At 39.1% G+C, this 25,471-nt stretch carries 24 protein-coding genes; 11 read left to right on the top strand and 13 right to left on the bottom strand.

All coding sequences use genetic code 11. The features are described from left to right. Positions 1-29 precede the first annotated feature (29 nt). Positions 30-1,046, top strand: a complete 1,017-nt coding sequence (locus tag H9L23_RS22910; protein WP_187592486.1) for a LacI family DNA-binding transcriptional regulator — start codon at positions 30-32, stop codon at positions 1,044-1,046. 123 nt (positions 1,047-1,169) lie between these two features. Here H9L23_RS22910 and H9L23_RS22905 read toward each other — a convergent pair whose 3' ends face one another. Further along, positions 1,170-2,714 (bottom strand): glycoside hydrolase family 10 protein, encoded by a 1,545-nt coding sequence (locus H9L23_RS22905; protein WP_187592485.1) that lies wholly within the window; start codon positions 2,712-2,714, stop codon positions 1,170-1,172. A 205-nt stretch (positions 2,715-2,919) separates the two neighbouring features. Between H9L23_RS22905 and H9L23_RS22900 the strand changes: the two genes are divergently transcribed. Next, entirely contained in the window at positions 2,920-3,822 is a 903-nt protein-coding gene (locus tag H9L23_RS22900; RefSeq protein WP_187592484.1) for a hypothetical protein, read from the top strand. Positions 3,823-3,867: 45 nt separating this feature from the next. Here H9L23_RS22900 and H9L23_RS22895 read toward each other — a convergent pair whose 3' ends face one another. From H9L23_RS22895 to H9L23_RS22880, 4 genes are all read right to left on the bottom strand, one after another. Next, positions 3,868-7,599, bottom strand: a complete 3,732-nt coding sequence (locus H9L23_RS22895) for a sensor histidine kinase (protein ID WP_187592483.1) — start codon at positions 7,597-7,599, stop codon at positions 3,868-3,870. Between the two features lie 91 nt (positions 7,600-7,690). Further along, positions 7,691-8,572, bottom strand: coding sequence for an ACP S-malonyltransferase (fabD, locus tag H9L23_RS22890; protein ID WP_187592482.1), 882 nt, complete (start codon positions 8,570-8,572; stop codon positions 7,691-7,693). A gap of 88 nt (positions 8,573-8,660) precedes the next feature. Continuing rightward, entirely contained in the window at positions 8,661-9,296 is a 636-nt protein-coding gene (folE, locus tag H9L23_RS22885) for a GTP cyclohydrolase I FolE (RefSeq protein ID WP_187592481.1), read from the bottom strand. Between the two features lie 12 nt (positions 9,297-9,308). Then, positions 9,309-9,719, bottom strand: coding sequence for a 6-pyruvoyl trahydropterin synthase family protein (locus H9L23_RS22880; RefSeq protein WP_187592480.1), 411 nt, complete (start codon positions 9,717-9,719; stop codon positions 9,309-9,311). Positions 9,720-9,877: 158 nt separating this feature from the next. On the opposite strand from H9L23_RS22880, the gene mqnB reads away from it, so the two are divergent. After that, entirely contained in the window at positions 9,878-10,501 is a 624-nt protein-coding gene (gene mqnB, locus H9L23_RS22875) for a futalosine hydrolase (protein WP_187592479.1), read from the top strand. A gap of 117 nt (positions 10,502-10,618) precedes the next feature. Further along, positions 10,619-11,458: a menaquinone biosynthesis family protein gene (locus H9L23_RS22870; RefSeq protein ID WP_187592478.1), complete on the top strand. Its 840-nt coding sequence runs from the start codon at positions 10,619-10,621 to the stop codon at positions 11,456-11,458. A gap of 145 nt (positions 11,459-11,603) precedes the next feature. Here H9L23_RS22870 and H9L23_RS22865 read toward each other — a convergent pair whose 3' ends face one another. The 3 genes from H9L23_RS22865 to H9L23_RS22855 all read right to left on the bottom strand — a co-directional run bounded on the left by H9L23_RS22865 (position 11,604) and on the right by H9L23_RS22855 (position 14,922). Further along, entirely contained in the window at positions 11,604-12,299 is a 696-nt protein-coding gene (locus H9L23_RS22865) for a response regulator transcription factor (protein ID WP_187592477.1), read from the bottom strand. 168 nt (positions 12,300-12,467) lie between these two features. Continuing rightward, the gene (locus H9L23_RS22860) at positions 12,468-14,297 is read right to left on the bottom strand and encodes a sensor histidine kinase (RefSeq protein WP_187592476.1); all 1,830 of its coding nucleotides are present in this window, start codon (positions 14,295-14,297) and stop codon (positions 12,468-12,470) included. A 259-nt stretch (positions 14,298-14,556) separates the two neighbouring features. Then, positions 14,557-14,922: a DUF3127 domain-containing protein gene (locus tag H9L23_RS22855; protein WP_187592475.1), complete on the bottom strand. Its 366-nt coding sequence runs from the start codon at positions 14,920-14,922 to the stop codon at positions 14,557-14,559. A 71-nt stretch (positions 14,923-14,993) separates the two neighbouring features. On the opposite strand from H9L23_RS22855, the gene H9L23_RS22850 reads away from it, so the two are divergent. Then, positions 14,994-16,172 carry a THUMP domain-containing class I SAM-dependent RNA methyltransferase gene (locus H9L23_RS22850; protein ID WP_187595562.1) on the top strand — a complete coding sequence of 393 codons (1,179 nt, stop codon included), beginning with the start codon at positions 14,994-14,996 and terminating at the stop codon, positions 16,170-16,172. A 67-nt stretch (positions 16,173-16,239) separates the two neighbouring features. Continuing rightward, the gene (locus tag H9L23_RS22845) at positions 16,240-16,734 is read left to right on the top strand and encodes a hypothetical protein (RefSeq protein WP_187592474.1); all 495 of its coding nucleotides are present in this window, start codon (positions 16,240-16,242) and stop codon (positions 16,732-16,734) included. Here H9L23_RS22845 and H9L23_RS22840 read toward each other — a convergent pair. The 5 genes from H9L23_RS22840 to H9L23_RS22820 all read right to left on the bottom strand — a co-directional run bounded on the left by H9L23_RS22840 (position 16,731) and on the right by H9L23_RS22820 (position 21,298). Then, positions 16,731-18,986, bottom strand: a complete 2,256-nt coding sequence (locus tag H9L23_RS22840) for a peptidase domain-containing ABC transporter (protein ID WP_187592473.1) — start codon at positions 18,984-18,986, stop codon at positions 16,731-16,733. The genes H9L23_RS22845 and H9L23_RS22840 overlap by 4 nt on opposite strands. Next, positions 18,983-20,188, bottom strand: coding sequence for an HlyD family secretion protein (locus H9L23_RS22835; RefSeq protein WP_187592472.1), 1,206 nt, complete (start codon positions 20,186-20,188; stop codon positions 18,983-18,985). The genes H9L23_RS22840 and H9L23_RS22835 overlap by 4 nt, the downstream gene beginning before the upstream one ends. Before the next feature lie 89 nt (positions 20,189-20,277). Beyond that, positions 20,278-20,493, bottom strand: a complete 216-nt coding sequence (locus H9L23_RS22830) for a hypothetical protein (protein WP_187592471.1) — start codon at positions 20,491-20,493, stop codon at positions 20,278-20,280. A 74-nt stretch (positions 20,494-20,567) separates the two neighbouring features. Continuing rightward, positions 20,568-20,801, bottom strand: coding sequence for a hypothetical protein (locus H9L23_RS22825; protein WP_187592470.1), 234 nt, complete (start codon positions 20,799-20,801; stop codon positions 20,568-20,570). Positions 20,802-21,064: 263 nt separating this feature from the next. Beyond that, on the bottom strand, positions 21,065-21,298 hold the full coding sequence (locus H9L23_RS22820) for a hypothetical protein (protein ID WP_187592469.1): 234 nt from the start codon (positions 21,296-21,298) through the stop codon (positions 21,065-21,067). A 304-nt stretch (positions 21,299-21,602) separates the two neighbouring features. Here H9L23_RS22820 and H9L23_RS22815 point away from each other — a divergent pair, with 304 nt between their 5' ends. The 5 genes from H9L23_RS22815 to H9L23_RS22795 all read left to right on the top strand — a co-directional run bounded on the left by H9L23_RS22815 (position 21,603) and on the right by H9L23_RS22795 (position 25,421). Next, a complete protein-coding gene (locus H9L23_RS22815) occupies positions 21,603-21,884 on the top strand; it encodes a helix-turn-helix domain-containing protein (protein WP_187592468.1) in 282 nt (93 codons plus the stop codon). Between the two features lie 70 nt (positions 21,885-21,954). Further along, entirely contained in the window at positions 21,955-22,599 is a 645-nt protein-coding gene (locus H9L23_RS22810; RefSeq protein ID WP_187592467.1) for an HD domain-containing protein, read from the top strand. 87 nt (positions 22,600-22,686) lie between these two features. After that, positions 22,687-23,205: a hypothetical protein gene (locus H9L23_RS22805; protein ID WP_187592466.1), complete on the top strand. Its 519-nt coding sequence runs from the start codon at positions 22,687-22,689 to the stop codon at positions 23,203-23,205. A 93-nt stretch (positions 23,206-23,298) separates the two neighbouring features. Further along, complete coding sequence (locus tag H9L23_RS22800; protein ID WP_187592465.1) at positions 23,299-24,555, top strand: putative DNA modification/repair radical SAM protein; 1,257 nt, start codon at positions 23,299-23,301, stop codon at positions 24,553-24,555. Between the two features lie 104 nt (positions 24,556-24,659). Next, on the top strand, positions 24,660-25,421 hold the full coding sequence (locus tag H9L23_RS22795; protein ID WP_187592464.1) for a TIGR03915 family putative DNA repair protein: 762 nt from the start codon (positions 24,660-24,662) through the stop codon (positions 25,419-25,421). Positions 25,422-25,471 lie beyond the last annotated feature (50 nt).

The raw sequence follows: 25,471 nt of genomic DNA, 5'->3' as shown, positions 1-25,471 counted from the left end.
CGCTCATTATTGATGATTTAACTTACTAATTGAAAAAGAAAACCACTATATACGATATCGCAAATGCGCTTAACATTACGGTATCAACCGTTTCGAGGGCATTAAGTGGTTTCCCTGCCATCAGCGATACCACTAGGAAGGCCGTAATAGAAATGGCCAAAAAGCTCAACTACAGCCCAAATAAACTTGCTTCTGCCTTAAAATCAGGCAAGACTTATATTATAGGTGTAATTGTGCCAAGCGTACAGGCCCATTTTTTCGCATCCATTATCCATCGCATAGAAGATGGCCTGAAAGATAGCGGCTACAGAATAATTATCTATCAATCAAACGAATCGGTAGAAAATGAAATTAATGGTGTAAAAACATTGTTAGAGGCCCAGGTTGATGGCATTATGGCCTCATTATCTTTAGAAACCAAAGATGTTTCGCACTTTGCCGAAATTATTGAACAGAATAAACCCCTGATTTTTTTCGACCGTGTAAATACTGATTTAAAAGTGCCCACCATTACCCTTGATGATGTTAAGGCTGGTTATTTGGCCACTAAACACCTCATCGATAAGGGTTATAAAAAAATTGCCTTTGTAACCACAGCCCATCAGGTTAAAATCTTTAACGATCGCCTTGAAGGCTACAAAGCAGCACTCGCAGATCATAACCTGCCAAGTATAGCGGATCATTTAATTTTAGGAGGCCTATCCATTAAAGATGGCCGTTTTGGCGCTGGCAAACTGATGCGCAACAATAAACCCGATGCCATTATAGCGGGAGATGATTTTACGGCCCTGGGTGTAATCCAAAAACTTAAAGAGATTGGTGAAACACCACCAGCAATCGGCGTAATCGGTTTTGCCAACGAAGCTTTCTCGGCGTACATTACGCCCAGCTTATCAACCATCGATCAGCATGCCTCACAAATGGGTAAAGAATGCGCTAAGATGTTTCTTAATATGATCAGTCAGGAAAATCCTTATGCTAAAATTGAGCATGTTGTACTTAATCCAAATATTATAGAAAGAGAATCGACCGATAAAAAAGGTTGAATAAGGCGACGTCATCTCGACTGAAACGCAGTGGAATGGAGAGATCTATCAAGGCAGATTTCTCGACTACGCTGCGCTCCGCCCGAAATAACGGCCTCTAAGAGTAGTAAACCCGAGGTTCTTCTATTCTTTTGCCAAAGGCACTTCTACACCAACAGGCCCACTAGGCTCACTTTCATTTTTTAAACGATCAAGCGCAGTTACCAGGTAGCTGTACCGCTTTCCACTTTCTACACTGGTATCAATAAACGAAAGATAATCTTCGAAGCTTATTTTTAGGATGTTTTTAGGGTCGAGCACCGAAATTTTCTCTCCTTCGCTAAAACGGTAAATCACAAAACCCGAAGCCGTTTCGCCATCTTTTGCTTTTAACGGGAGTTGCCATTTTAAATGCACGCCATCTTTTAGAGCATCAGCAGTTAAGGCCATCGGTTCATTTGGTGGCACTTCATCCAACCAGGGCATTTGTGGTGGCAAGGCGGGATATTTATATAAATCGTTCTTTAACGAATCGCCCACTGCTTTTGCAACGGTACTTAAGGATTTAGAACTAAAAAATACACTTCCCTGAATCCGGTTATTATCTCTGAGGTACCTGATTTGCTTAGGAATTTCACTCAGGTTCTTCCATGCGGCTTCAGCTCTTGAGTTAACCAGGTAAGCACCCTGACCAATGTACACATGCCTTCCATAAGTATTATTGCTCCACCAATCAACCAAAATACCATAAGGAGCTACCCTTCGGGTAAACGTAAAATAAATTTGAGGATTAATATAATCTACCCACCCTTCTTTCACCCATTTACGGCTATCGGCGAAAAGTTCAGCATAGTTAGATAAACCACTGGTAGCAGAACCTTCGGGATCTTCGTACTTATTTTTCCAGATCCCAAACGGGCTGATCCCAAATTTTACCCATTTTTTATAGTGGTGGATACTGTCATCCAACTGCTTAATCAGCATATCGACGTTATTACGGCGCCAATCTTTAATATCGGAGAAATTATTAGGGTATTTATAAAAAGTATTCCCATCATTAATGGTCTGTCCTTCTACTTTATAAGGATAAAAATAATCGTCGAAATGGATACCATCTATATCATATCCTTTTACAACATCCAAAATTACCTGGATAATATATTCCCTCACTTCAGGAATACCAGGATCGAACTGCTTTTTGCCGCCATAAGTAAAAAACCAATCAGGATGTTTGCGGTAAGCATGATCTTCACTTAATACAGCAGAGCTGCTCATGCTTGCACGGTAAGGGTTAAACCAGGCATGCAGCTCCATGCCCCTAAAATGGGCTTCCTTAATGGCAAAAGCCAATGGATCGTAACCTGGTGCCGGAGCTAGACCCTGCTTCCCCATCAGCCACTGACTCCAGGGCTCGCGCGATTTTGCATAAAAAGCATCGGCAGCAGGCCTTACCTGCAAAATAATGGCATTCATGCCCTGGCTTTTATGTCGTTCTAAAATCCCGATAAGTTCTTGTTTCTGTTGATCGACGCTTAAACCTGGCCTGGATGGCCAGTCGATATTGGTAACCGTAGCTACCCATACGCCTCTAAACTCCCTTTTTGGTGCAATTTTTGATAAAGGTTGTGCATTTAATATATAAGGTACTACAGTTAAAGATAAAAGTGCGTATAGGAAGTTTTTAAGCATTATTTCTGTCTTATTTTTTATTCAGGTTGTGTGTTTGTGTTAATTTGAATACAAATGAACATTAGCAATTAAACGATTTTTTTTAAAAACTCTTATAAGTTTTTAAAAATTTTAATTTGCGCCCTGCTAAATTAATTGTGTACCCCCATTTACCTATGGAAGAACAAAAGTATATTAATTTAAAGAAGATACAGCGTTATTAAAAATGGAACCACAAAAGATTAATAAGGGTGACAGAAACAAAATTTACTTCCTCGTCATCGTTATAGCGGCTTTAATCGGCACAAATACTTACCTGTTTTTTAAAGACCGAAAGCAGAGCGAAAGATCTGTAAGCATTAGTGCAGAAAAGGATAAGCTGCGGCTTGAGGTAGAAAAGATTGAGGTTGAGCTAGATAAGGTAAACGCTTTAAACCTCGACCTGAACGATAAACTTGTTGATGAACAGAAACTGGCCCGTGTTAAAATTGAAGAGCTTAAGGCCGCTTTAGAAAAAGGCCAGCTTACACAAGTTGAACTAGACAAAGCCAATGCACAGATTAATGAGCTGAAAACATTTGTAAAAAAGTACAACGAGCAAATTATCCAGCTGCAAAAAGACAATATTTTTTTAAAAAATAGTCGCGACAGTTTACAGAATACCCTCCGCAACATTAGCAACAAGGCTTCGAACCTGGAGAACGAAAACTCCAATCTTAATGCAAAAGTTAAAACCGCAGCGGCATTAAGGCTTCAAACCGCAGAAATTATTGCCTTCAGAATAAAATCGAGCGGTAAAAAGGTAGAGGTAACAAAATCGTCTACCGCCGAAAAACTAAGCGTCCGTTTTACCATCATCCCTAACCAACTGGCAGAAAAGGGTCATCATAATATTTATTTAAGGGTATTTGATCCTGCGGGCAATTTATTGGCCGACGAGGGCAACCGCTTTGAAGCCGACGGGCAGGAAATGCAGTTCAGCCACTCTATTTTTATCAACTACAATAACGATGACAGCACCTATGTTATCGATTGGGCAAACCCAAAGCCTTTTATTAAAGGCATCTATACCGTAATTTTATATGCTGATGGTAATACCATGGGCAAGGCTCAGGTTGAACTGAGATAAAATTAAACGAATCCTGATTAAACGCCAACCTCATTTATTTCTTTATTAAGCCAGTGGAAAACTTAAATAAAAAGTTGTTCCTAAACCTGCTATGGAGGTAAATTTAACCGTTCCGCCTGCATTTTCTACTGCTTGTTTTACAAAAGCAAGCCCCAAGCCCGTACCCGATGTTTTAGTGGTAAAATTGGGTACAAAAATCTTATCGTGCAGCGATGGTGGAATCCCCTTTCCGTTATCTTTAATTTCGATAAACGCATTCTGAAGATCTACATAAACAACAATGGTGATGCAGCACAAAGTTTCCTCATCAATAGCTTCTATCGCATTTTTGAGCAGGTTATTAAAAGTCCTTAACAACTGATCATGATCGGCCATAATTTCAATATCGCCAGTGCTTTTATTGGTGATATCGATGGTTACATTTTCAGTGCTTTTAAACACCTCCCTGGCCCGTTCAATAACCGGAAGCAAAGCAAGCCGTTCCAAATTGGTATCGGGCATTTTAGCAAAATTTGAAAACTCAGAAGCAATTTTCGACAGGCTATCAATCTGCTCGATAAATGATTTACTAAATTTATTAAACTTCAGTTCAAAATTAGGATCTTTCTCTCTCCATGATTTCTCCAGCAACTGTACCCCAAGTTTTAAAGGGGTTAAAGGGTTTTTAATCTCATGGGCTACCTGTTTGGCCATTTCGCGCCAGGCACTTTCACGTTCCGATCTTGCCAGTTTAAGCGCACTGGCCTCTAAAGCCGAAATCATGTTATTGTACTCTTTAACCAAAGAGCCGATTTCATCGTGCCGCCGCCACACAATAGGCTCGTTTTTCTGCCCTATTTTGGTCTTACTGATGCTCTCCTGGATAAAGGTTAGCGGACTGGTGATCTGATTGGCCAAAAACACTGCCAGTACCCCAATGGCCACAAAAACAAGCGCGTAAATATTGATCAGGTTACTCACAAAAAGCGCAATCTTATCGGTATATTCTTCTTCGTTCGAATAATTGGGCAGGCCAATATAAGCGATGGTTTTATTCTGTGCGTTTCTGATCGGAGCGTAAGCGGCCGCATAGGTTAAATTGCCGATTTTTTCTTTGGGGTTGATGTATTCCGACCGGTGGAGGCTATTTAAGGATACATAAGCCAAAGGACCCATTTTTCTGCCTATAATTTTGTAATTGTAAAGCTTAGGGTAAGTAGTCATAATCAGGTTGCCGCTCAGATCGTATAAATTCAGATCGGCATTATTAATATCAGCAAAATTGTTAAAATCAGCCACAGCACTTTCGTCATTCGAAATGATCCCGTTATTGAACACCTGTTTTTCAAAATTCTGCTGAACTTTTCTGATCTTATCTTTCAGTATCGCATCCTGCTGACCGCGGTATTCGAGGTTCATATAATAATAGGTTACCCAACCCACAATTACCAGTGTAGCCACTACAGATAACACTATAGAAACCTGAATCCTGGTTTTATACAGGATTTTATTGGCATTGATCATCAATGAACGATTGATACTAAACCAGCCTACTTTATCATCGTCGAGGTTTTTGATCAGCCAGATTAAACCATAAAGCACTAAAGAGAAGATGATGAATACCAGAAAAAAGAACGACAATGCGGCTAAACGTTCTACGTAATCAACCTTGGCCTTACTGATAATTACCATTTTACTGTCAGAAGGCTTGTAAATCATGTGGCTATAATGCAGTTTGTCGTCATTATCAATTACAAAATCATCTTTTTTGCCTTTATATACACTGCCATCAAGCGGATAGGTATAATTTCCTGACTGGTTAAGCAGCTTGTTATTACTGTAAAAGGCAATAGAATAACCTTTAAAATCCTCATCTTTAGCCAGTTTCTGATCACCTAGAAGATCGGGCAAACGGTTATTATAATTGTATGGCTTAGAGCGCAGCTCGATTACAAGTGTACCCAACAAATTGCCCTGGTTTACCATCGATATAATCCCAAAATAATCCTGATAACCAAAAGTATTGTTAACCTGATAGAAAAAGTTAGACCCGTCTATTTTAACCGAACCTGCTTCTACCAGTTTTTTATATTTATCGATAGGCGGGCTATCGGCATTACCCATTATCATCCCCAACCGATCATAAGGATAAATCTGGTAGTCGTACCGGCTTAAATAACCGTCCAGGTAATCTTTCAGGTGGTTTTTGAGCACCGCGTAATTTGCAGTTTTATTTTGTTTAAAATATCTCGACAGAAAATCATCTTTAACAATTTCATTACCCAGGCTACCTAAGGCAATAATGGCATTTAAATCTTCTGATGATTGTATCTTCCGGGCCAGTGGTTCGCGCAGGCTCCGCTCTTTAATATCTTTATACCTTGTATATTTAATGGAGGTATTAAAAGCGAGGCAGAAAAAAACAATGGCAAATAAACCGATTGAAAAGTGCTTTTCTTTGAGGTACACTGCCCTTGCCACAATAAACAATATCAGGGCAAAAACAATAAAGAATGCATTAAAATCAACAAAAAGCTTATAAACAAAAACACCCGTAAATCCGATCAGGAAAATAATGATTCTTTCTTTATTGCTTACATTGAGCTGACGGCTCACCGTGGCCGAAATTACGGTGATGAGGTAAATCTGAAACCAGGCCAGGCACAAAATCACAATCCCCACCCAACTGGTACCGCTCAGTTTTAGGATGTTTACAATATCAAAATTAATCTTTGAGTTAAAAATCAGCCCGAAAAAAATATCGTCGGTATCCCATACAATTTTACCGATTAGCACCATTAGGGCTGCCTGAATAATCAGTCCTACAGCCTTATTGCGTTTTATCCACTCCGGAAATTTATATTGCTCTTTGTGGTTATACATAAAAAGCAGCAACCAGGTGAGGACGATAACATTCAACAGGAAATCGCCCAATGAAGGCATCAGAAAACTATCTGCGTATATCTTTGGGTCAAAAAGATCTAAAATAAAGCGGTGGTTAAACCAACCAAAATATAAATCGGATAAGCGGAAGGCAAGAAAGAAAAAGAGCAGCAGGAAGGTACCCCAGGCTATATGCCCACGGCGGGCAATGAGCGAGCTAAGGGAATTAAAAAACATACAGATACACAATATCCCGGCGATGAACAGCCATAACTGTGTTCCCGAATAGTAGGTTTCGGCATAACCCTGCTTTACTTTAAGCCCGAACAAAAATTTATTATCTAGGCTTTTGATTACATATACATCCTTATCGGTAAAGGAAGCAAACGTTAATAATTTTGTAGTGGATAAAATCGGATCAATATCATTTTTAAAGTATTGAGTTTCTTTAAAAGGATACTGCGACTGGATGGATATCAGAAAAATAAGGCTAAAATTGCCCTGCGTGCTTTTAATCACCTCGTACCAGCCATTGGCAAAAAACAATACCGAACTACCCTCTTTAATGGTATTGGGGTCTATATCCGAAACCTTAATGGTACTCCAGTACTTAAGCTCACTGTTTTCGAAGGTTAAAAGATTTACGCCGTTTATGTCGCGATAACGATTGATAAAGTCGATCCCGCTTTTAGGATTGATGTGAAAATGCCTGGCTTTAGCTACTTCTTTTTTATTGGCCAGAAAGGCCTGTACCAATCTTTCTTTAGCCGAAAGATTCTGCTGTATCTGTTCAGCATCGTGCTCGAGCAATTCGCTTTTGGTGGTAAAACGGCTCAGCGAAATAGATGTTACCATGAGGCAACAGCCCAAAACGAGCAATAGAAACCTAATTTTTACACCAAAGCTCATTTTCATCTTAGTGATAAAGATATTAAATATTGATAAAAAGCAACGCCATAAACTTTGGGCTTATGGCGTTGGCATTGTTATATTTTATTGCATTAAATTAAGCAACAGTAGCGCTGCTGGTTTGCACTTCGCGGCTTACTTTTTTAACCAGGCCCTGTAATACATTGCCTGGGCCTACTTCAACAAATTCAGTTGCACCATCAGCAAGCATATTGCCCACTGTTTGTGTCCAACGTACAGCACCCGTTAATTGTTTAATTAAATTTGCTTTAATTTCGGCTGGATTTGTATAAGGCTTTGCATCAACATTCTGATACACCGGGCAAATTGGGGCCGAAATATTTGTAGCTTCAATAGCTGCCTGAAGTTCGATTTTTGCAGGCTCCATTAAAGGAGAGTGAAATGCACCACCTACATTTAATTTTAAGGCTCTTTTTGCTCCTGCTTCAGTTAATTTTGCACATGCCAGATCAATACCTTCAATGCTTCCGGAAATTACCAATTGTCCGGGACAGTTGTAATTAGCTGGTACCACTACCGCATCAACTTCGGCACAGATTTTCTCCACCACATCATCAGCCAAACCTAAAATGGCAGCCATAGTTGAAGGTTGCGCTTCGCAAGCTTTCTGCATGGCATTTGCACGTGCAATTACCAATCTTAACCCATCTTCAAAACTTAAGGCATTTGCCGCTACGAGAGCAGAAAATTCGCCTAAAGAGTGACCAGCAACCATATCAGGTTTAAAATCATCTCCTAAAACCTTTGCTAAAATAACCGAATGTAAAAAGATAGCAGGCTGGGTTACATTGGTTTGTTTAAGTTCTTCATCCGTTCCGCCGAACATAATATCGCTAATGCGGAAACCGATAATTTCATTGGCTTGTTCAAATAAAGCTGCAGCTTTTGGGTTTTCGTAAAGATCCTTACCCATGCCTACAAACTGTGCTCCCTGTCCGGGAAAAATATATGCTTTCATTATAATTAGTTTGGCGTATCGCGTTTGGCGGCTGGCGTTTTTTATCTATTGCCTTATCTTGATACTTATTACTTTCTACTAAATACTATTAATCTAAACTCGCTGTAATTAACCTTAAAAACTCCGCTCTTGTTTTATCGTTGCTTAAAAAAGTTCCGGTAAAGGCAGATGTTGTGGTCACTGAGTTTTGTTTTTGTACACCGCGCATCGACATACATAAATGCCTGCACTCCATTACCACGGCTACTCCCATTGGGCTGAGTGTGTTTTGGATACAATCTCTGATTTCGTTTGTTAAGCGCTCCTGTACCTGTAAACGGCGGGCAAAAGCATCAACCACACGTGGAATTTTACTTAACCCAACAATGTGCCCGTTAGGGATATATGCAATATGCGCCTTACCAAAAAACGGCAGCATGTGGTGTTCGCACATCGAATACACTTCAATGTCTTTTACCACTACCATTTGGCTGTAATCTTCCTGGAACATGGCAGATTTGAGGATTTCATCCGGTTTTATATCATAACCGTGCGTTAAATACTGCAAAGCCTTAGCTACACGTTCCGGCGTTTTCAGCAAACCTTCGCGTTCAGGGTTTTCGCCCAGTTGCCCTAATATATCTTTATAATGTGTGGCTACAGCTTCAATTTTTTCTTCGTTGTAACGGTCTACTTTTACATACCCGCGTTCCGATTCGCCATTTAATATGTCTTTATCGCTCATTAATTTAGGTTTTTAACCAAAGTATTCAACAAAATTATTTTCAGTTTCGTAGATTTTTACGCAATGCAGAACGGCACCGCTTTCTGCGATTGGCGCCTCTAACTGCTTCCAGATTTCGATGGCCAGGTTTTCGGTAGAAGCCAGTTTACCTTTCATAAAATCAACGTCGAGGTTTAAGTTTTTATGGTCAACTTTATCTACTACGTAATTGTTCATTACCTCTTTAAGCCATTTCAGGTCGACAAGAAAGCCTGTTTCCGGGTTAACTTCGCCTTTTACTGTAACATACAGCCAATAGTTATGGCCATGCCAGTTGGGGTTGGCACATTTACCATAAACTTCACTATTTTTATCATCATCCCAATCGGTACGCGCCAATTTGTGCGCCGCATTAAATGATGCTTTTCTCGTTATGTAAATCATTACTATAAAATAAAATGCAAATATACGGATAAAATGGATGATGGAAGAGGGATAATGGATGATGTAAAACATGCCTCGCCTATATTCATCTTAGATTTATTCTCTTCCATCATCCTTATTCCATTTTACATCTTACATATCTTCGCTAACTTTACCGTATGAAAACTTTAGTTGTTGCTGCTACCAAAGCCGAACTCACCTTTTTTTACCAGCACTTTAACCTGCCAGAGGGGAATTTTGTAGAAAGTAAAAATTTCGACCTATTAATTACAGGTGTGGGGATGGTGGCAACAGCATTTGCGCTGGGCAAACACCTTTCGCATCAATATAACCTGGTGGTCAATTTCGGCATTGCAGGTTCTTTCGACAAGAGTATTGCCCTGGGTACTGTATTGAACATTACTGAAGATACTTTTGCCGAGCTTGGGGCAGAAAATGGTGATGAGTTTTTAACCATAACCGATTTAGGTTTTGGGGAGAACCATTACACCGCTAAGACCCAACGAAAAGTCGGTTTGCCACTGGCTAAAGGCATTACGATGAACTGCGTAACCGGAAGTGAAAAAAGTATTCGAAACCTGATAGAAAGGCTGAACCCAACCACCGAAAGCATGGAGGGTGCCGCTGTTTTTTATGCGGCAAAACAATTGAATATAGATTGTTTACAGATCAGAAGTGTATCCAACTATGTAGAGCCCAGGAATAAAGAGAACTGGAAAATAGGCCTCGCAATAAAAAACCTGAATGACTGGGCGATTGCTTTTATTGGAGAAATGAACTGATTATGACCAATTACTATGGCGCAGTAGTTAATTTTGATTTATGAACCCGACACAATTAAAATAATTATTTTAATTGTCAAAGGCTCCATCTAACACCTGAAAACAAAAAATAAATAGATGAAACTTACACTTGGATTTTCACCCTGCCCTAACGATACTTTTATTTTTGACGCCCTGATTCACCATAAAATTGATACTGAAGGATTAGAATTTGAGGTTTTTTACGATGATGTAGAAACTTTAAATCAGAAAGCAATGAAGGGTGAGCTGGACATTACCAAATTAAGTTTTCATGCTTTTGCTTATGTAGCCAATCAATATGCATTATTGGATGCCGGTAGTGCGCTTGGCTTTGGCGTTGGCCCCTTACTGATCAGTAAAAACCATTTCGAAGAGACCCAACTTCAAACTCCCAACTCAGAACTCAAAGTCGGTATCCCGGGAAAATATACCACCGCAAATTTCTTGTTGGGTATTGCCTATCCTCATTTGCAGAACAAACAGGAACTTGTTTTCTCCGAAATCGAATCGGCCCTGCTTGATGAGCAGATTGATCTGGGACTGATTATCCATGAGAACAGGTTTACCTACCAGGATAAAGGTTTAACAAAAATTGTTGACCTGGGCGATTACTGGGAGAAATTAACCGGCTGTGCCATTCCTTTGGGCGGGATCGTAATCAACCGTAATTTAGACCGTGAAGTGCAGTTAAAAGTAAACCGTTTGATCCGGCAATCGGTAGAATTTGCTTTTGCACATCCAAAATCAGGCATCGATTTTATCCGCCAGCATGCACAGGCCATGGACGAAGCCGTGATGTACAAACACATCGAACTTTACGTAAACAAATACAGCATCAACCTTGGCGAAGAAGGCCGCAAAGCGGTTGATACTTTATTCAAACTTGCACAGGAAAGGAATATTATTCCTGCTATTAAAGAGAACCTGTATATATAGATAGTTGTAATGTTGAAAAGTTAAAAGTTGGAAGGTTGGTTTTGGCGCGCAAAACATTTCAACCTTAAAACATTCCAACCTTTAACAACTCGGGAAAATTATATGTTTAAGAATCATGCTCCGGAACATTCTAACCTTAAATACCTTAGCTCACCAACAACTTATAACCCTTCCCATGCACATTGATAATCTCTACGGCCGGATCAGCACGAAGGTATTTACGCAATTTGCTTAAAAACACATCCATACTTCTTCCGTTAAAGTAATTATCATCATGCCAGATGCTTAATAAAGCTTCTTCTCGGGTTAAAACGGTATTCTTTTTTAAACACAATAAACGCAATAATTCAGCTTCTTTGGTAGAAAGCTTCTGCTGCTGATCATCGTTGGTAATGATCTGGGTAGTATAATCAAAATGATATTTGCCAATAGAAAACTGTGTTTCTGCCGCTTCATCACTGTTATCTGTTTTATTGGCTACGCGCTTAAACATTGCGTTAATGCGCAATAAGAGTTCTTCTATACGGAAAGGTTTGGTAATGTAATCATCACCGCCCAAATCATAAGCAGCAGATTTATCTTCCAGCATGGTTTTAGCTGTTGCAAAAATGATCGGAACCTGTGTATTTACCTTCCTAATGTCTTTACCGAGCGTAAAGCCATCTTTTTTCGGCATCATCACGTCCAAAATACATAGATCGAAGTTCTGCTTATTAAATGCTTTTAATCCATCCTCACCATCAGTGCATAACACTACATCAAACTTGCCTTTAAGCTGCAAATAGTCTTGTAATAATAATCCTAAATTTGGGTCGTCTTCTACCAGAAGTATTTTTTTCATTTTCTTAATTTTATTCACGTATGTAGCATTACCTACACTGAAAGTTTGATTCTGAGTATGCATAACGGTTTAATTTATGTTGTAGATTAAATTAATACACTACTATATTAGGCAAATTAAACCCTTTGTTTTTTAATGTGTCGACAAAGCAAGCTTTTGTACCGACGGTTATCCGTTATATAAAGGTAAAGATATTTCGAACGTAGTTCCCCTATCTTTTTCGCTACTTACCTTAACCGTTCCGTTCAGTTTTTTAATAATATCCTGAACGTAGTTTAAGCCCAGTCCAAAACCCTTAACATCATGCAGGTTACCTGTTGGCACCCTGTAAAACTGATCGAAAATGCGTTTTGACTGATCTTTGGTCATCCCAATGCCTTTATCCGCTATTTCTACAATTACACTTTTATGGGTATTACGCGTAGTAATGGTAATTTCAGGAGTATCGGTACTATATTTATTTGCGTTATCAATAAGGTTATAAATCACATTTGATAAATGCAGTTCATCGCCAAAAACCACTGCATTTTCGGCATCGGTATTAACATGGATGATTGCATTTCTTTTTTGCAGCTGCAACTCCATACTATCAAGCACAATTACGATCAAGTCGTTCATATCCACCTCGGTATTCTCCAGTTTAAGTTCCCCTTTTTCTAAACGGGCAATACTTAAAACACGTTCAATGTGACTACCCAAACGCACGTTTTCATCATAAATAATGCCTGCTAAACGTTTTAAGCGGGCCTTATCTTCTGTCACTTCGGGATCCCTTAAAGCTTCGCTGGCAATCATGATCGTGGCCACGGGCGTTTTAAACTCATGCGTCATGTTATTGATGAAATCCGTTTTCATTTCGGTTAATTTCTTTTGCTTTAAAATGGCATAAAGGGTGTAAGAAAAAATGAAAACAAGTACCAGTAATAATCCTACAGACGATGCCAATGTCACGCTCAGGTTGGAAATAATGGCCGAATTTTTATTCGGAAAGCTTACAAAAAGCATCCCCGGATCGCGGAACAGATCGTTCCCGAATAAAGGGGTTTTATAAGTATTCTCTGGTAAAAATTCTCCCTTTACATTGGAAGCCGCCATAAAAATAGTCGAATCTTTTTGGGCAAGAGAAATGCGGTAAGCAGGTTCCAGGGTAATATTATGCGCTAAAAGCTCATCTTTTAATAAGTTGCCAAGGACATCGAAATTAATGCGTTTATAGATTGGTATTCTGGTTTCCTGCAGTTCTTTTGATACATCCTCAACCACACTTAACCTAGTATACGAAAAAGTATCTTTGCCCAAGGCTGCAATTTTTAATTCCAACTGCTTTTTAGCAATCTCATCTTCGCGTTTAAACTTTTTCTGTAAGTCGCTTGGTATCTTTGGAACATTGGCAAAACCCGGGCTACCATCCCTCGGGTCGAAAACCAGATATCTCAAAGTATCGGGCAAACTTTGTAAACTTTTAAACTCAAATGCTTTTGGCGGTGTAGCAAAAGGCTTTGTACGCATACTGTAACCTTTTATAATCAGGCTTTTCATATCCACGAAAACATCCACCTGCAAATCAAGCTTATCGCCGTTTTTTGAGCTTAACGAACTAAATTCCTTTTCAGAAATTACCGCAGGCGCACGGTAAGTATTACGGATAATACTATCCTGCTGGTTCAGGTAATTTTCGATCTCATTCTCTCGTTCAACTTGTTTTAATTCGCTTTGCTGCACATATTGCTGTCTTAAATCCTTAATATCAAGTGTGCGCTGCCTTGAGTCCTGGAGCTGTTTCAGCTTGTTTTCTGCGTCTTTACGGTTAAGGTGATCGGCAACATTTCTGCGTTGGATTTTATTTACAACGGTAGTTAAGGTTTGGTTTACCTGTTCATCAAAAAGCTGAGATTTTAGCTTATAGGATTCCCTGATGTAATACAACTGCATTACAAAAACACCCAGCAAAGCAACCGTCATCAAAACAGTAATTAACCAAAAACTCTTTTTCTTCATTGAACCAGAATGGTTTTAAGGATAAAAAACCAAATCGCAATCTTTTTAAATCTAAACAGATATCAAAAATACTGAATCGCAAAGCTAACTGTTTGTTTTTAACATATTTTAACAGCGCTGAGCATTGGGGAAACTTCCGAAGTTAGCTAAGGCACCTTGCCCCAGGTAAACTTCGGAAATCTGGCGAAGGGGCAAAAAAAATGCCGGAGCAAAAGCCCCGGCATGGTTCAAAATTGTTTGCTTAAAAAAGATTCTTTATTTAAAAAGGCAAATCATCATCTTCACCTGGCGTACTGCTTACATCAACCGGAGCTGCATAAGCTGGAGCTGCTGCCGGAGCGCCTGCTGCAACGGCGTTGATACGCCAGATTACCAAACTGTTAAAATATGATGTTTTACCTTGTTTATCTGTCCAAGGGCGACCACGTAAATTAAAGAACACCTCAACTTCATCACCTGCTTTAAAAGTATCTAATAATGCAGTTTTATCTTGTAAAGCCTCAAAACGGATATATTCTGGGTATGTTGGATTTTCTGCGTATTCTATTATTAAATCACGCTTTTTAAACGTTTCACTTACTTGTTGTGTGGCACCTACTTCGTGCACCTTTCCTTTAATTTCCATATCTAATACTACTTAATGTACTATAAACATCAAATCTCTATAATTTTATTGATAACTTCGCATATATTATGATGCAAGTTTTCCACAATAAAAGCAAGGTAATTATTACCTGCAACAAGCGCCTTTCTGCATATCTTCAAGATGAAGTTACGGCTTTAGGCTATACAATAGTACGCGCTTTCGCCACGGGTGTTGAGCTCAATATTACCCTTACAGAGTGTATTAAGCTCAATTTAAACCTGCGTTGTGCCAGTCAGATCCTGTACTCCATTAAAAGTTTTAAGGCCATTACGCCTGATGACCTATACAAAGAAATTTCGGCCATTGAGTGGGAAGAACTGATCGATTTTTCGGGCTATTTCTCGGTTACCTCAAATGTTGATAACCCAAATATTACGACTCCCCTTTTTGCGAATTTAAAAGTTAAGGATGCCATTGTTGACCGCATGAAAGAGAAAAAAGGCATCCGCCCAAATTCAGGATCAGACGCCAATAAAGCAGTGGTACATTTATACTGGAAAGATGCCGATGCCGATGTTTTTATGGATACCTCGGGCGAAACGCTTGCCAAACACGGTTACCGTAAAATCCCCGGAAAAGCACCCATGTTAGAAGCTTTAGCTGCCAGTGTTATCTTGGCATCCAATTGGGATAGAAAATCGCCATTCATCAACCCCATGTGCGGTTCGGGAACATTAGCCATTGAAGCAGCCCTGATTGCCACTAACCGTGCACCTGGCTTATACCGCATGAATTATGGTTTTATGCACATATTAGGATATAATGAAGAAGATTTTTTTACGGAGCGCAGGATTTTAAAAGATCAGGTAATTAAAAATGTTGACCTTAAAATTATAGCTTCCGATCTCTCGGAGGATGCGGTTGAAGTAACCCTAAGAAATGCGAAAACCGCAGGGGTTGATACTTTGATCGAATTTGAAGTTTGTGATTTTGAATTAACACCCGTTCCGGAAGATGGCAGAGGTGTTGTGGTCTTTAATCCTGAGTACGGGGAACGTTTGGGTGTGCACAGTAAACTGGAGTTAACCTACAAACGAATGGGCGATTATATGAAAACCAAATGCAAAGGTTATTCTGGTTATATTTTCACCGGAAACCCTGATCTTGCAAAGAAAATTGGTTTAAAAGCATCTAAAAAAATTGAATTTTATAATGGTAAATTAGATTGTCGTTTATTGGAATACGAATTATATGATGGCTCGCGCAGGGCACCACTAATTGAGGCATAGTCTTTTTGATTGAAAATTAATATATTACGCTCTCTTACGTACCATAACGTAGAAAATTTTGAAGAATATGGAATTTGATGACATGGACCACATGCCCGAATGGGAGCATTTTAGCCGTTTTGGCCGCGATGATGAGGATGAAGAAAATCTATCGAGTGATGACGCGGAAAAAGTTAGATTAAAGGTAACCAGGGCTAAAAGCCTTTATAACCAGGCTAGGGCTGTGTATAAATATGCGGCCCTGTTCTGCGAAACGCTTGAAGGTGAAATGGCCGAAATGACTGCAAACTTAATTATGCAGAATGCACTGATGCTCTGTCCTAAAATTGTTGGTGCTGAAGGTGCCGATATGTATATTTTAAGGATGGAGAATGCTTCCATTATCCGCACCAATTGCCGAGAACTCGAAACCCAGGTAAGGGCAGCAGATATGTTCGAAATCTGCACGCCAGAATATAAAGACATTGTTTTAGACGAAATGGAGAAATTCCGTTTGTTATTTATCGAATGGGTTAAATACTTCGAAAAAGACGAATTTGAAGATGACTGGGGATTATATTAATCCTTAGCATCTAAATTTTCAACAGTTTTTTTCTTTCCTTTTTTAACAGCCGCAGCAATTGATGGAAATTGCTTATGCCACATGCCGGTGTACATGCCATCCAACTTAATAAGCTGCTCATGCGTGCCTTCTTCTATCAGTTTTCCCTCTTTTAACACCACAATCTTATCTGCATTTACCACCGTACTTAAACGATGGGCAATTAAAATAATCGTTTTTCCTCTTTCACGGAGAAGGGAAATGGCATGGTGAATATGCTCTTCGGAAGAAGAATCGAGCGAAGATGTAGCCTCGTCCAGAATCAGGATTTCCGGTTCACGGTATAATGCTCTGGCAATGGCCAAACGCTGCCGCTGTCCGCCAGATAAATTGGTTGCATTTTCGCCCAGATAAGTATCAAATCCATTGGGTAGCCGTTCAATAAAGTCCATAATGTGCAATTGGGCGCAGATGCGAATAATTTTTTTCATATCAGGCTCCATTTCGCCCACCGCAATATTCTCGATCACATTGCCTGCAAAAAGATGCACATCCTGAGGTACCACGGCCACAATTTTGCGTAAACTTTCGTTGGTAATGTAGTTGATATCGAATTCGCCTACCATAATGTTCCCCGACTGGAGCGGATAAATATTCTGTAATAAGGACAATAACGTGGTTTTACCCGATCCACTTTCCCCTACCACAGCGGTAATTTTTCCTTTGGGCACATGCAGATCAAAACCTTCAAAAACCGTTACCCTGGTCCCATACCTGAAATTTACATTCCTGAATTTGATATCTCCTATCATATCAGGCGTTAAATCGGTACGGTTTTCAGTTTTCTCCCTTTCAAGATCCATAATTTCGAAAAGCCTGTCGGCAGCAATACGGGCATCCTGAAATACTTTGTTCATCCCGATCAAACTAATCACAGGCCCTGTAAAATACCCGATTATAGCGTAAAAAGATAAAAGCTCGCCCGGGGTAATCATATTCTGCAGTACAAAACTTGCGCCTGCCCAAAGCAGGATTACCGAGAAAATACTCGAAATAAAACCACTGGCATTACCTACTAAAAGCGAATTGGTACCAGACGTGTAAACCGTTTTTAGGAGATTGATAAACCTGATTTCTGTTTTAAGGTTTGAAAAATTTTCAAGGCCAAAACGTTTAATGGTACTTACGGAGTTTACCGATTCTACCAATTGGTTTTCGAGTTCGGCGCTTTTTTCCATCAACTGGCGCTGTGTGGTTTTATTGAGCCGGTTGGATACATAATACACTAGGGCGTATAAAGGGACCACCGTAAGCATAATGAGGGCCAGTTTCCAATAGTAGGTAAACATTAAGGCAAAAGAAAAAATCAAGATGAAAACATTAACCGCAAAACCCACGAGCACATCGTTTATAAAGGCCCTGATTTTTACCGCATCGTTCATCCGCGAAATAATCTCACCTACCCTCATGGTATCAAAAAATGCCTGTGGAAGTTTTAAAAGGTGTTTGTAATAACCGAGTATGAGCCTTGCATCAATCTGTTGACCTGTTTTAATGGTGAGCAGGGTTTTGGCATAATTGATAAAGATCTGCACCAAAATGATGATGATCATCACTGTGCCCATTAAGTTTAACAGGTTGGTATTTCCTTCGGGCAAAACATTATCTACTATTTTCTGGAGAAATATAGAGGTTGATAAACCCAGTATGGTATAAAAAATTGCACCAATCAATACCTGTAGTAAAACCGATTTATGTGGCATCAACAGGTAAAGAAATCTTTTTTCGAGTGAAATCCTTTCGGTACCTGCGGTAAAATCATCTCCCGGTAAAAGCATAATCAGTACACCCGTCCACTTTTGCCTGAATTCATCCGGTGTTAACTTTTGCATTTCGCCATAAGCAGGGTCCATCACTTCTACATACGATTCGTTGATGCTGTAAAGCACAATGTAGTGCGCAATGTTATTATGGTTTACATGTGCAATAACAGGTAAGGGAATGGTAAAAAGATTATCATAGGCGGCTTTTACACCCTTTGCCGAAAAGCCCAGTCTTGCCGATGCTTCTATCAGTCCAAGTACATTGGTGCCTTTTTTATCGGTAGAGGCATACTGCCTGATCCGTGCAATGGGCATATCCAAACCATAATGGATGGCAATTGAGGCCAAACACGCTGCACCGCAGTCGGTAACATCATGTTGTTTAATAATGGTTTTCTTCGCTTTTTTTCCTGATGTTAAAGCCCCGAAAAATTGTTTTATGCTTTTCATAGGCGGGTTACTTGGGTTTCTTTACTTTGAGGGATTACGTTCGGATTTAACCAATCATCTGCTTTATCGTAAAGCAATTGGAACAATGTTCTACGGGTAACAAAAAAGCGGGCCTGTAAGGTCATCCCTTTTTTAATTTTCCCAACATAACCATTACGGAGTTTCAAGCTGTTTTTATCGAGCAGGCACCTTACCTTAAAAAAAGGTTGTGCTCCATTCTGCATAAAAACATCGCTCGAAATGGATATTACTTTCCCGGTGGCCATCCCCCATTCATTATAATTATAGGCATCAATCTGAAACCTGGCTTTGGTGCCTACATGTAACAAGCCGATATCTTTTGGCTGTACATAAGTTTCGGCAATAAGGCCTGAATCTGGCGAAATTTCGCCTAAAATTTCGTTGGCCGAAATGGAACTTCCCGGCTGGATACCTTTTAGCTGCTGCACGGTACCCGTTAAAGGCGCTTTAATGGTATAAAATTCTTTTTCCTCCTGATATTGCCGATCACGCGAATCCAATTGCTGGTTCTGGATATTCAACTGGTTAAGTTCCGTTTGCCATTTACTCCCTTGCTCTTCCCCAATTAAAGAAAGCTCGTTAAATACATTATCTTTTTTAAGTTTTACCTCATCATATTCAAGGGCCGAAACAGCTTTTCTTTTATAGAGGTATGCATAACGGTCGTAATTTTTATAAGCGAGTTGGTAACGGGCTTTGGCCTCCGTAACCCGTTGCATAAACAAACTGTATTGCTGACCATAAACACCAGATTTTAAGGGTAGTTTTTTAGACCAGTCGTTTCTTTTATAAGCATTGATCAACAGGCCAAGGTCATGCAGCTGGTCTTCAACATCAGTTTGCTGAAACTGGTTTAGCGCATCCTGACTTTCGATATTCTCTTTTTTAATAGTGAGTAAAACCTGTCCTGCCTTAACATGCAGGTTTTCCTTAATAAAAAGCGAATCGATACGGCCGGCAATCAGTGGTTTAATCTCATTCCGCTCTGCAGTTGGCCTAAAAAGCCCCGTACTTTTCACGTTTACATCAACCTTGATGAGGAACATGGCTAAAAAAGCAAGAATCAGTACCGCCAGTATTACCTGATATATAATTTTAGTGTAGGAATTATGGGTATGAAAATGGTATTCGGCCGTATTTTCAATAACTTCTTTCGGAAATATATATTTGTCGCTATCCATATCTAAATGATATACGCATTTAAGTCGTTTTGGTTTTCTTCAAAAAAATAAAGACCAAATCAATGGTCCTTATTAAAATTATTGTTCAATTATTGTTTCTGGCCTAAAAAGCCGAGATTTAAGTTAATGCCATTACCTACCGAAAGTGTAGTAGAATTTTTGTAATCGCCATAACTCCTGGTAAAAGTGAGGTTTAGTAAACTATCTGCTGTTGCCGTAAGCAATATGCCCATAGTGGCCTTATTGCCATCAAACAAGCCACCGCCACCAATAGTTACAAGTTCTTTTTCTGATAAATTTTCCATTGCTCTAAATTAAATTGAATAGAAAAAGGAGCGTAATTTTGAATTACCACTCCTTTATTCATTTTTAACTGTTATTATTTGCTTAAGCTATCAAATAAGCCAGCTAAGCTTCCGCCAATGTTATTACCGATCGATAACGAACTTGCACTTGCTTCATCACCATCTTTACTGGCGGTTTGGAACGACAATAAATTACCGATTCCGATTGATCCCAATAAACCACCATTACTTGATGAATTGTTGTTACCAAATAAACCGCCACCATTAATCTCTTTCATTTCTGTTAAATTCAAATCTTGCATTTTCATAATAAATAGATTTAATAAGCCTACTCTGTTAAAGGTTTTCAGCATTCCCTTATCGCTGTTTGAACAGCCTTTAATTAACAAACGCATTAATAAGGACATCAGATTTCGGTAAAACCAGGTATCGAACAACAGCAGCGAATACAATAAAACAACTGGTTGTCAGTTAATTAAAACAATTTTATTATTCAAAACGTTAACCGCAGGACATAAAAAAAGGACCTCCGAAGAAGTCCCTTTTTTATAAATTGAGTCGTTACGTCAAATTAGCTGGTTAAGCTTTTGAATAATCCTTCTAAGCTTCCACCAATGTTATTCCCTAAAGAGAACGAGGTTTTACTCGATTCATCTCCGTCTTGGGTTTCATTTGAGAATGATAACAGGTTACCAATTCCGATAGACCCTAACAGCCCACCTGAACTCGATGAATCATTACCACCAAATAAACCACCACCGTTGATTTCTTTCATTTCGTTTAAATTTAACTCTTGAAGTTTCATAACGTTTTCTAATTTTAATAATGCCTACTCTGTTTGAGGTTTTCGGCTACTCCTTTTATAAACCGGCTTTTAACGCCAGGGTTATTTAAGAAACGAAGCTAGGCGGCTTAAAGTTTTCGTAATGCGCTGATTAGCAACTCACAATTAGAATACATTAAACATTTAGGTTGTTCCTTTGTTGTAATAAATAATTCTTTCTACCGTTTCGCGTTATTCCTATTAGTGCTAAAAATGTGCAGTTCCGAAATCTGTTATATCAAGATTTTCGTAGATAAGAGAAGAACATTAAAAAACTATCCCTTTTATGGAAGATGTATTGGCGTTAAAGACAAAAAATGTTGCCGGGAATATTAGAAAAATTAGAGAATACAGAGATTATACTCAAGATTATCTGGCAGCGAAACTGAAAATATCACAAAATGCTTACAGCAAAATTGAGCTCGGATATAGTAAATTAACTATCGACCGTTTATTTCAGATTGCAGCAATTTTAGAAGTTGAAGTACCACATTTATTAACTTTAAATCACAGTGATTTGATCAAAATCATTGCTGATGACGAAAACAGGGCAGCGACGGCAAGCTAAACCGTCGCTGTTGATATCATTTTTTTATCCCTGCAGATAATTCCAATACCTTTGGAGAAAATTAGATCTTATGCAGGTTACCATCCAGAAAACCATTGATTTTGTAAAAGAAACCTTAGCGCATGCTGAGGCAGGACATGATTGGTTTCACATTGAGCGTGTGTTTAAAACCGCTTTAACCATCAATCAGCAAGAAAATGGCAATGAATTTGTGGTTGCATTTGCTGCATTGCTGCACGATATTGCCGATCCTAAATTTAACAATGGTGATGAAGAATTAGGCCCCAATATGGCAGCTTCCTTCTTAAAATCTATCGAAGTTGATGCAGAGACTATTGAACATGTTAAGCTGATTATTCAGCACATGTCGTTCAAAAATAGTTTTGATGGAGCAGGTTTTACTTCAAAAGAAATGCAAATCGTTCAGGATGCCGATCGCCTGGATGCCATTGGTGCCATTGGTATTGCCAGGGCATTTACTTATGGCGGATTTAAGAACAGGGTGCTTTATGATCCAGCCATCCTACCGGAAGAGCACCTGAACAAAGAAAGTTACAAAAATACCACTGCCCCAACCATTAACCACTTTTACGAAAAACTGCTATTGCTTAAAGATATGATGAATACCGTGGCAGGTAAAAAAATAGCGATAGAAAGGCATAATTTTATGTTATTGTACCTTGATCAGTTTTACAAAGAATGGGAGGGTAATTAAACCTACAGCCGGTCTGTCAAGAATTACCTATTAATCAGTATTTCAGAACAATTTATAAGGCCTTAATTTTATAAAAAATTAATCCTTATGCATTCCTATAAATTAAAATACCACAAAAATAGTGTGTTATTAATCGCAATGGTTGGCATACCCGCGATTTTTATATCCTTAATGTTGTATTGCCTTTTTAATTTACCCACTTCACTTTCAGAACTTAGCACCTTATTTTTAGTTGCTACAGCAATGATTTCGATGGCGCTGTTTTTATTATGGATAACCAGAACGCAAATATTTGTGCACAGTACAGTGCTGATCAACGAAAACGGAATCAGCATTAAACTAAAAAGTACTTCTTTCTTGTACCGAAGAACAGATTTTTTTTGCAGTTGGGAAAATGTAACGAGCGTAACCGAAATGTTTGACAACTTTAATGGTGGTTATTTTTATCAAATTGCATTTAACAATCCTGATTTTGTGGCCAATTTCAGTCCGCTTAAAAATCATGAAACTGAAGCAGACCGATTTTTTTCAGCATTACAATACTATCAGGCAAACTATCAAATGGTTCATCAGTTGCCCTTTAATCCTTCAAACAGTTTTAGTTAAGATTACGATTATTCCTTAAACGAATAGATTTAACAAATCTATTTACTAATATTTTTAGTTATTAAGCTATATTTGTTAGTAAATATTCCCCCTATGTCTGATCGAATTCGTGAAAAACTTAATATTCTTGCTGACGCCGCTAAATACGATGTTTCTTGTTCATCAAGCGGCGGCACAAGAAAAAACACTACTAAAGGGCTGGGCGACAGTCACTCTTCCGGCATTTGCCATACTTATACCGAAGATGGACGTTGTGTTTCGCTTTTAAAAATCCTCTTAACCAACCATTGTATATACGATTGTTTGTTCTGTGTATCGCGGAAAAGCAACGACATTAAACGTGCGGCCTTTACGGTAGATGAAGTGGTAGACCTTACCATGAACTTTTACCGCCGCAATTATATTGAAGGGCTGTTTTTAAGTTCGGGGATTTTCAAAAATGCCGATTTTACCATGGAGCGTTTGCTTTTAGTGGTAAAAAAATTAAGGCTGGAGCAGAATTACAATGGTTACATCCACCTGAAAACCATTCCGGGAGCCAGCGATGAGCTGATTAAAGAGGCTGGCCTTTACGCTGACAGGATGAGTATTAATTTAGAAATGCCTACCGAAGCGGGTTTAAAACTTTTGGCACCTGAAAAAAACCACGCAGATGTGATTAAACCACTGGGCTTTGTACAGCAACAGATTACGCAGTTTACCGCAGATAAAAAACTGATTAAACATGTGCCCAAATTTGTACCTGCTGGTCAAAGCACACAAATGGTAATTGGCGCAACACCCGAAAGTGATAAAGACATTATGTACACGGCCAATGCCTTTTATAAAAATTTTGCGCTCAAAAGGGTTTATTATTCGGGTTATGTACCCATTAGTAACGATACACGGATGCCAATTTTGGGAACCCAGCCACCATTATTAAGAGAAAACCGATTATACCAAACCGATTGGTTAATGCGCTTTTACGGTTTTAAGGTGCAGGAAATTTTAAATGATGCCAACCCAAACCTGGATGTGGATATTGATCCAAAACTAAGCTGGGCGATCCGCAACATGCAGCATTTCCCGATAGATATTAATACTGCCGATTATAACATGATTCTCCGTATTCCGGGTATTGGCGTAATGTCTGCCAAAAAAATTGTGCAGGCCCGGAAATTCGGCAAACTAAGGATTGATCAGTTAAAGAAAATCGGTGTGGCTTATAACCGGGCAAAACACTTTATCACCTGTTTAGATAGTCCATACCAATTGAAAGATTATCAGGGCACACAGATTAAAGCTTTTATTTTGGCCGAAAGCCAGAGTAAATATTTAAAAACGGATAGTAACCAGATGATTTTGTTTTAAAAGCGCTCGTCATTTCGAGCGGAGTGCAACGCAGTCGAGAAATCTATCATAGATCTCTCCATTTCGCTGCGCTTCAGTCGAGATGACGATTTAACAAACAACTAATGACTTACATTTTCGATGGCTCCCTTCAGGGCCTTTTAACAGCTGTTTTCGAGTGGTTTGAGCGCAAACCGGGAAAAGTTGTGTTAAAATCGACTGAAATTTTCCAGCCTGAAGCTTTTGTAGAAAGCTTTACCGTGAACACTGATGCAGAAAAAGCAGAACGGGTTTGGGCGGGATTGGAAAAGAAACTGAGAAAGGATTGGCTGCGCAAATATTATTGCAGTTATTTGTCAGAAATTCCGGAAGCATATCATCACCTCTTTCAATTTAGCATCTATATTTTTCAGCATCCGGCCGGTGCCGAAAACAATTATGGCAATGAACATGTAATTGCACTTGCCAAATATGCCAAAAGTGTAGAGCGCGAAAAACACCGCATGGAAGCCTTTATTCGTTTTCAAAAAACAGGCGATGGGATTTTTTATGCAGGTATTGATCCTGATTTCAATGTACTGCCCTTAATATCCAATCACTTTAAAAACCGTTACGCCGATCAACAATGGGTAATTTATGATTTGAAACGTAAATATGGTTTGCATTATAATTTAAATACGGTTGAAGAAATCACCATCAGTTTTAGCAATGGCGTAAATAAGCAAAATCCTGCTCCGGTTTTAATGGGCGAAGGCGAAGCGTTGTATGCCACGCTTTGGAAAGATTATTTTAAAAGTGCCAACATTGTGGCCCGCAAAAACACAAAACTGCACTTGCAGCATGTACCTAAAAGGTACTGGAAATATTTAACAGAAAAGGCCATATAAAAGTTTTTTTCAGCATTGAAAACATAATGGGCATAAGGCCGGTAAAGTTG

The organism is Pedobacter roseus, from assembly GCF_014395225.1.
GTDB lineage: Bacteria > Bacteroidota > Bacteroidia > Sphingobacteriales > Sphingobacteriaceae > Pedobacter > Pedobacter roseus.
This window is presented reverse-complemented; position numbering and strand designations above follow the sequence as displayed.